Origin of the sequence: Clostridium sp. (assembly GCF_051278035.1) — a bacterium.
Lineage (GTDB): Bacteria > Bacillota > Clostridia > Clostridiales > Clostridiaceae > Clostridium_AD.
In genome coordinates this window covers 1-7,712 of the sequence record NZ_JBNMNU010000190.1, presented here as the reverse complement: position 1 = coordinate 7,712, position 7,712 = coordinate 1, and the positions used below count along the sequence as shown (strand labels likewise).

Annotated in this window: 7 protein-coding genes; all 7 read left to right on the top strand. The window is 30.1% G+C overall.

Annotation, left to right across the window (positions count from 1 at the left end; translation table 11 throughout):
- On the top strand, positions 1-1,115 hold a 1,115-nt coding region (locus tag ACJAX4_RS20105), incomplete at its 5' end, for a pyruvate carboxylase subunit B (RefSeq protein WP_435791219.1).
- A 27-nt stretch (positions 1,116-1,142) separates the two neighbouring features.
- Entirely contained in the window at positions 1,143-1,454 is a 312-nt protein-coding gene (locus ACJAX4_RS20100) for an OadG family transporter subunit (RefSeq protein ID WP_435791218.1), read from the top strand.
- A 34-nt stretch (positions 1,455-1,488) separates the two neighbouring features.
- Complete coding sequence (locus ACJAX4_RS20095) at positions 1,489-1,845, top strand: biotin/lipoyl-containing protein (protein ID WP_435791217.1); 357 nt, start codon at positions 1,489-1,491, stop codon at positions 1,843-1,845.
- A gap of 47 nt (positions 1,846-1,892) precedes the next feature.
- A complete protein-coding gene (locus ACJAX4_RS20090; protein ID WP_435791216.1) occupies positions 1,893-3,008 on the top strand; it encodes a sodium ion-translocating decarboxylase subunit beta in 1,116 nt (371 codons plus the stop codon).
- A gap of 297 nt (positions 3,009-3,305) precedes the next feature.
- Complete coding sequence (locus tag ACJAX4_RS20085; RefSeq protein WP_435791215.1) at positions 3,306-5,750, top strand: ATP-binding protein; 2,445 nt, start codon at positions 3,306-3,308, stop codon at positions 5,748-5,750.
- Between the two features lies 1 nt (position 5,751).
- Positions 5,752-6,534: a Na-translocating system protein MpsC family protein gene (locus ACJAX4_RS20080; RefSeq protein ID WP_435791214.1), complete on the top strand. Its 783-nt coding sequence runs from the start codon at positions 5,752-5,754 to the stop codon at positions 6,532-6,534.
- A 160-nt stretch (positions 6,535-6,694) separates the two neighbouring features.
- A partial coding sequence (locus ACJAX4_RS20075) for a potassium channel family protein (protein WP_435791213.1) occupies positions 6,695-7,712 on the top strand: 1,018 nt, incomplete at its 3' end.

The window sequence follows — 7,712 nt, the reverse complement described above, 5'->3', positions numbered from 1 at the left end:
AAAATCTTCTAGGGTATAAGCACTATCCAGATGATATAGTAGAAAAATTTATAGAAAAGGCTGTAGAAAATGGTATAGATATTATTCGTGTATTTGATGCTCTAAATGATGTAAGAAATTTAGAAACATCAATTAATGCTATTAAAAAAGCTGGAGCTCACTGCCAGTGTGCTATTTCCTACACAACAAGTAAAGTACATACCATAGAATACTATATTAGTTTAATGAAAGAAATGGAGAATACAGGGGCAGATTCAATATGCATAAAAGACATGGCAGGTATATTAACCCCAGATGCAGCTTATGAATTAATTAGTAGAGTAAAAAAAGAAATAAAAATACCTATAGAACTTCACAGTCACTGTACTAGTGGAATTGCATCTATGACGTACATGAAGGCAGTAGAAGCAGGCGTGGATATTATTGATACTGCTATATCACCCTTTTCAGAAGGGACGTCTCAGCCATGTACAGAATCTATGGCTGTAGTTTTTAAAGATGGGGAAAGAAATCCTGGACTCGACTTAGAAGCTTTAAGTGAAGTAGCCGCGTACTTTAAACCCATAAGACAAAAATACTTAGACAATGGAATATTAAATCCAAAAGTAATGGAGACAGAACCAAAAACATTAATATATCAAGTACCAGGTGGAATGCTTTCAAATCTTTTATCACAATTAGAAAAACAAAATGCAGGGGATAAATATGAAGAAGTGCTAAAAGAAATTCCTAAAGTACGTGAAGACTTAGGATTTCCTCCGCTAGTTACTCCCTTAAGTCAAATGGTTGGTACACAAGCGGTATTTAATATTTTAGTAGGTGAGCGGTATAAAATAATACCAAAAGAAATAAAAGAATATGTAAGAGGACTTTATGGCAAATCACCAGTACCTATAAGTGAAGATATAATAAAAAAAATTATAGGAAATGAAGAAGTAGTGGTGGTAAGACCCGCAGATTTACTAAAGCCAGGATTTGAAAAAGCAAAAGAGGAAATTGGAGATCTAGCAAAGAGTGATGAGGACGTGCTAAGCTACGCGCTATTTGAACAAGTAGCTAAGAAATTCTTAGAAGAAAAAAACATGGATTATAATTATATTGACGTATCATTTTAAATAATACGCTAGTAAAGGGGTGTGAAAATGTTAGGTAATGAAGTTTCGATGACCGAGGCGCTTAATGTCTCAATAGGATCTATAATTTTAGTTTTTTCTCTTTTATTCCTTCTTTCATTGATACTAGGAACATTCAAGTATATTTTCAAAGAGAAGAAGGTCGAAGTTATTGAAGAGGTAAATAGCATTCAAGAAATAGAAACATGTAGAAATGAAATCGAAATAACAAGCCTAGAAGAAGAGGATGATATAGTGGCTTGTTTAGCAGCAACTATAGTTGCTAGTTCTGGTAACAAAAATTCTAGAATTCATGTAAGAAGTGTAAAGAGGATAACTTAGAATAGAAAAATTTTAGAGAAGGGAGGAAGAGATTATGGAAAAATATAAAATTAGTTTAAACGGGAAAGTTTATGAAGTAGAAGTAGAAAAATTAGAAATTGGAGCAGAGGTGCCAGTAAAAGAAGAAAAAACTCAAGCAAATAACACACCTAAGGTAGCAGAGGCGACGCCAACAGGTAGTGAAGACGTAACAGCACCTATCCCAGGTGGAATTTGGGAAGTTAAAGTAAAAGTTGGAGACATAGTTAAAGCTGGACAGGTATTAGTAGTTATAGAGGCTATGAAACTCGAAAATGAAATAGTATCACCAAAAGATGGGAAAATAACAGCTATAAATGTGACAAAGGGTGATACAGTGGCTTTAGGAGATAAATTAGTTTCTCTACAGTAGTTTAAATGATAAATTAATTTATCCATAATAGAAAGGAGGCAGGTTAAATGACAGAGATGCTTCAAAGCATTATACAGGGTTCTGGTTTTTTAGCGTTAACCTATAAGCATGTGATAATGATAGTAATAGCTTGTATATTTATATATTTAGCTATCGAAAAAAAATATGAACCATACTTATTAATACCAATAGCATTTGGTATGCTCATTGTAAATTTGCCATTGGCAAACCTTATGGATGATGGCGGGCTTCTTCATTATTTATATCAAGGAGTAAATTTAGGGATATATCCACCATTAATATTTTTATGTGTTGGTGCAGGTACGGACTTTGGTCCACTTATTGCAAATCCTAAAAGTCTACTACTTGGAGCGGCAGCTCAAATTGGAATTTTCTTTGCATTTATAGGAGCTATACTACTTGGATTTATGGGACCGGAAGCAGCTTCTATAGCAATTATAGGTGGAGCAGATGGACCAACAGCTATTTTTTTAACGGATAAATTAGCACCTCACCTTTTAGGTTCTGTAGCTGTAGTAGCTTACTCATACATGGCATTAGTTCCAGTTATACAACCACCAATAATTAGACTTTTAACTACAAAAGCAGAACGAGAAATCAAAATGGAACAATTACGACCGGTATCAAAGATTGAGAAAGTAGTATTTCCAATAATTGTTACTATTTTAGTTGTATTATTGTTACCCTCAGCAGCACCATTAATTTGTATGTTGATGTTTGGAAATTTAATAAAAGAATCAGGAGTAGTACCAAATTTAGTTGTTACAGCAAGCAATTCCCTTTTGTATATATTAACTATTTTCTTAGGACTCACTGTAGGTGCGAAAGCTAGTGCAGACGTATTTTTAACAATAGGAACTATGAAAATATTGGTACTTGGACTTATGGCATTTGCTATAGGAACATCAAGTGGAGTACTGTTTGGTAAGTTAATGTGTAAATTAACTAATGGAAAAATTAATCCAATGATTGGAGCAGCGGGAGTTTCTGCAGTTCCAATGGCAGCAAGAGTTGTTCAAAAGGAAGGACAAAGGGCAAATCCTTCAAATTTCTTATTGATGCATGCTATGGGGCCAAATGTGGCAGGAGTAATTGGTTCAGCGGTTGCTGCAGGATTATTGCTTAATTTGTTTGGTCATTAAAACTGTCTTTTAAATTTTAAAAGCAATAGTAACAGAGATATAGTATTTATTGGGATATAATTAAAAGATGTTCTTAAGCTTAAATTATATATACATAAAAGGTTAGCAGAATAGTTACTGCTAACCTTTTATGTATTTCAGAAGAAAGCTGTTAATAATGCAGTTTCAAAGAAGATGAAAAGCTGCGCATATGATGATTTAAGGGTTAATCTATGTAAATTTATGATATAATACTAAATAGGCTAAAATAGGCTAAAATAGAATTAAGTACATATGATGTAAGGAGGATTTATTTTTGTGAAAAATAGATTTATCAAGAATAAAAATGAAAATTTAAATAAATATATAGCAATACTTTTTTCAATTGTAATTTTATTGTGTCTTATATTTTTCCTAATATGGTCAAACTATAAAAATTTTAGAGATTCTATAATTCAGAATGAACAAGAAAATTTATTAACTATTGCAGAAATGACTGGACGAAGTTTGGAAACTTCTATGAATGAACAAAGATTAAATATAGAAATTATAGCTCAGAATTATGCATTTCAAGAAAAATTTAATGCTTTATTGAAAAGTGAAAATCTTGATTTTCATATGGATATTCTAGAGGTATACTATAAAACACAACAAGAGATGGTTCAATCAGTAGAACTATTAGATAAAGATGGTGTAATCTTAGAAAAAGAACCTTTAATAATTGATGACAAAGAGAGTATAGGTAACAATATTTCTAATATTGAAGGTGTAAGGGAGGTAATAAAAGACCATAAAGTTGTTGTAGGTAAAATAGAGTTTGAAAAAGAATTTGGGCCTATTATATGTTTGCTCCAACCTGTTTTTTATAAAAATGAATTTATAGGAATTATAAGAAGTAAGCTAAGTTTAAATATTTTGTATAAAAAAATTGTTCAACCTATAAAAGTTGGAGCTAAGGGATATGCTTCTGTAAAAGATCAAAATGGAGTACTTTTAATGCATCCTAAGAGTGAAGATATAGGTGAAAATGTTATGGATGCAAGACAAGGTCAATTTCCTGAATATGATTGGTCAGAACTGGACAAAATTGTTCAAGAACAAAAAAAAGGAGGGAAAGGTGTAAATATATATTACTCTATATGGCCAGGAGATAAAGATTTTAAAAGGATAAAAAAAATCAGTGCATTTGCACCTACTTATATAGGAGATGAGTTTTGGATAGTAACAGTTACCATGGACTATAAAGATGTTGTAAGCATTATTAAAAATAATTTATATAATATACTTTTATTAGCTGGACTTATTATATTAATTTTCATATTAGTAATAAGATATGTTTATAAAACCAAGGAAAATCAAAGTAGACTAGAAGTTGAGGCTAAATACGTAAGTGAAGTTGAAACTCTAAATGTTGAGTTAAAAGAAGACATAGAAGAAAGAAAATTACTCCAAGTTGAGCTGATTAGAAATAAAGAAAAATATGAAGTATTATTTAGCAGTGGCAGCGATTGTATTTTTGTTTTAAATATAAACGATAATTTTTTCAGCAATTTTCTTGAGGTTAATGATAAGGCATGTGCGGTACTTGGTTACACTAAGGAAGAAATATGCAATATGCAGTATTATCAGATAATTATAGGACTAAATAACGAGAAAATAGAAGAAATTAAAAAAGCACTAAGTATAAAGGAAACAGTATTGTTTGAGGCTATTCTTAAAGCAAAGGATGGTAAAACTCTAACAGTAGAGATAAACACACGGTTGTTTAAACTTCAAAATCAACAAAAATTAGTACTGATTTCTAGAGATATTACCAATAGAAAAATTGAAGAAGAAACTTTAATTAGAAGTGAAGAGAGGTTTAGAAGCATAATAAATAAAGTAGCGTCTCAGATTTCTCTTGATGGCGAATATAAAGAGTTTTTTGAATCAATTTATAAGAGTGAAATTGATATAGAAGAAAATGATAATCAAAAGATGATTATCAAGTTAGAAAAGATAAACATGAAACTGGAAAAGATGTTTAAAAAAGAAATGGATGAGAATAAAAGAAAAGAAGCATTAATGATTTATCAATCAAAATTTGTGGCTATGGGTGAAATGATTGGTAATATTGCTCACCAATGGAGGCAACCCTTAAGTATATTAGGGCTTATTATAACAAATATAGAAGATATGCATAAGTATGACGATTTAGATAAAGAAGCATTAGAAAGTTTAATAGGTAAAGCAAGAAAACTTATTGATAAAATGTCTCAAACAATAGATGATTTTAGATACTTTTTTAAACCTAAAATGGATAAAGAAAGTTTTTCTTTATATGATAGTATTTTTACAACTATAGATTTAATCGAAGAAAATTTTAAGTTTTATAAAATACAATGTAATATAAAACACATAGATAATCTTATGGCATATGGATATTCAAATCAATATTCTCAAGTGATTTTCAACATAGTAAATAATGCTATTGATGCATTATCAGAATCTAATACTGCAAATAAACAAATTGACATAGAAATAAGTAGCGATGGTTTATATAATACAGTTGAAATAAAAGATAATGCTGGGGGTATAGATGAGCTTATAGCTAAAAAAATATTTGAACCGTATTTTACATCAAAAAGCAATAAGCAGGGGACAGGTCTTGGTTTATATATGTCAAAAATGATTATTGAAAAGAATTTTAATGGTAGTATAAAATTTTATAATGTGGATGGGGGAGCTTGTTTTAGTATTTCTATTCCCGTTAAGGAGGCATAACATGATTATTAAACAGGAAGAAAATTTACTTTCAAATTTAAAAGTCCTATATGTGGAAGATGAAGAATTCCATAGAGAACAACTAGGAATATTTTTAAAAAGAAGGGTTGGTAAATTATATCTAGCAGAGAATGGAGAAGATGGATTAAATAAGTTCAAGGAATTTAATCCTGATATTGTTATTACTGATCTTAAGATGCCAGAAATGGATGGAATAGAAATGGCAAGGAATATAAGAGATATTGATAAAAACTGTGCGATTATTATTACTTCTGCTTTTTCTGATGTTGAGACAATACTTCAGGTGGTGAATGTGGGAATAGATAATTATGTTATTAAGCCTATAAAAAACGATGAACTTATGGAAGCACTGATTAAGGCGGCCGTTAAAATATTTAAACAAAGACAAGATGAAACTATTATAAATGATAATACCGTTCTTAGCAAAACATTAAAAACTGAAGTGGAAAGTAAAATAAAAAATTTATTGGCCAGATTTATTAAGACTAATACTGGAAAAGGTCCTAAAGATATAGATGTATTTATTAGCGGTGATATTATAGAGATTAAAGCGTTGGATACACTTACTTTATTCGAAAAAAAACTATTGGAAAATAGTAAAAATTATTCGATGATAAATTATAATAGGCAAGCATTTTATATGGATAGAAAAGAGGAAATTGAAGAAATCATTAGAGAAGCTTTAATGTCAGATTTAATATTAAAAGAGGTAATTATTGATTCAAGTAAAAATGTAGATATGATGATAATTAGTATAAAATAAATTTTGAAACAAAGGTTTCACTATGTCGTATGCAAAAAACATAAAAGGTATAGCAAAATTTTGCTATACCTTTTATGTTAAATAAATATTAAATAGCACACATTTATAAGGCTACCTTTTTATGGTATAATTAATAAAAGTATGTTTAAGGGGCTAAGCCATGAAAAGTTATCGTAAATTTAATTTTCTAGTTACTATATTAATAGCTTTGATCCTTACAGGAACAATAGGATATAAAATTTTATTACACGTTAGCATTGTAGATGCATTGTATATGACGGTTATAACCATATCAACAGTAGGATATGCGGAAGTTGCAACTATGAATACGAATGCTAAGATTTTCTCGATATTTATTATTTTATTTAGTTTGAGTACTGTAGGGTATTTATTTACAAGTGTAGTATCTTCATTTCTAGAAGGAGATTTAAAAGATGCTTGGAGGAGGAGACGTATGGAATCTCAGATAACAAAGTTAGAAGATCATTATATAATATGTGGCGCAGGAGAAACATCACAAAATGCCATAGAGCAATTCAAAAGAAGTAATGTGCCCTTTATTGTGATAGACAATGAGGAAGAAAAGATAAATGAATTAATAAGAGATAAAATCCATGCTATTCATGGAGATCCCACGGAGGAAGATGTATTATATAAGGCAAGAATAAAGTATGCAAAGGGTCTTATATCTTGTTTACCAAAGGATTCTGAAAATGTATATACAGTTTTAACCGCAAGAGAAATGAATAGTGATTTATATATTGTGTCTAGAGCTATAAATAAAAATGCAGAGGGGAGACTAAAAAAAGCAGGCGCAAACAATACAATTTCTCCAAATGAAATAGGAGGGACTAGAATGGCAGCATTAATGCTTAGACCTACTGTTATAGCATTTTTAGATATAATTACCCACGCTGGAGATGTAGTTTTGGACTTAGAAGATGTTGTGATTTGTGATAAATCCAATATGTTAAATAAGAGTCTTCTTGAAATAAAAATACCTGAAAAAACTGGCCTAATAGTTCTAGCAATTAAAAAATATAATAGTGATAAGTTAGTTTTTAATCCAAGTTCTGATGAAATGGTGAAATTAGGCGATACTATGGTGGTTCTAGGAACAGAAGATCAGGTAAATCAACTTAGAAGGATTGCTAATGATATAGGACAAAGACACTTAA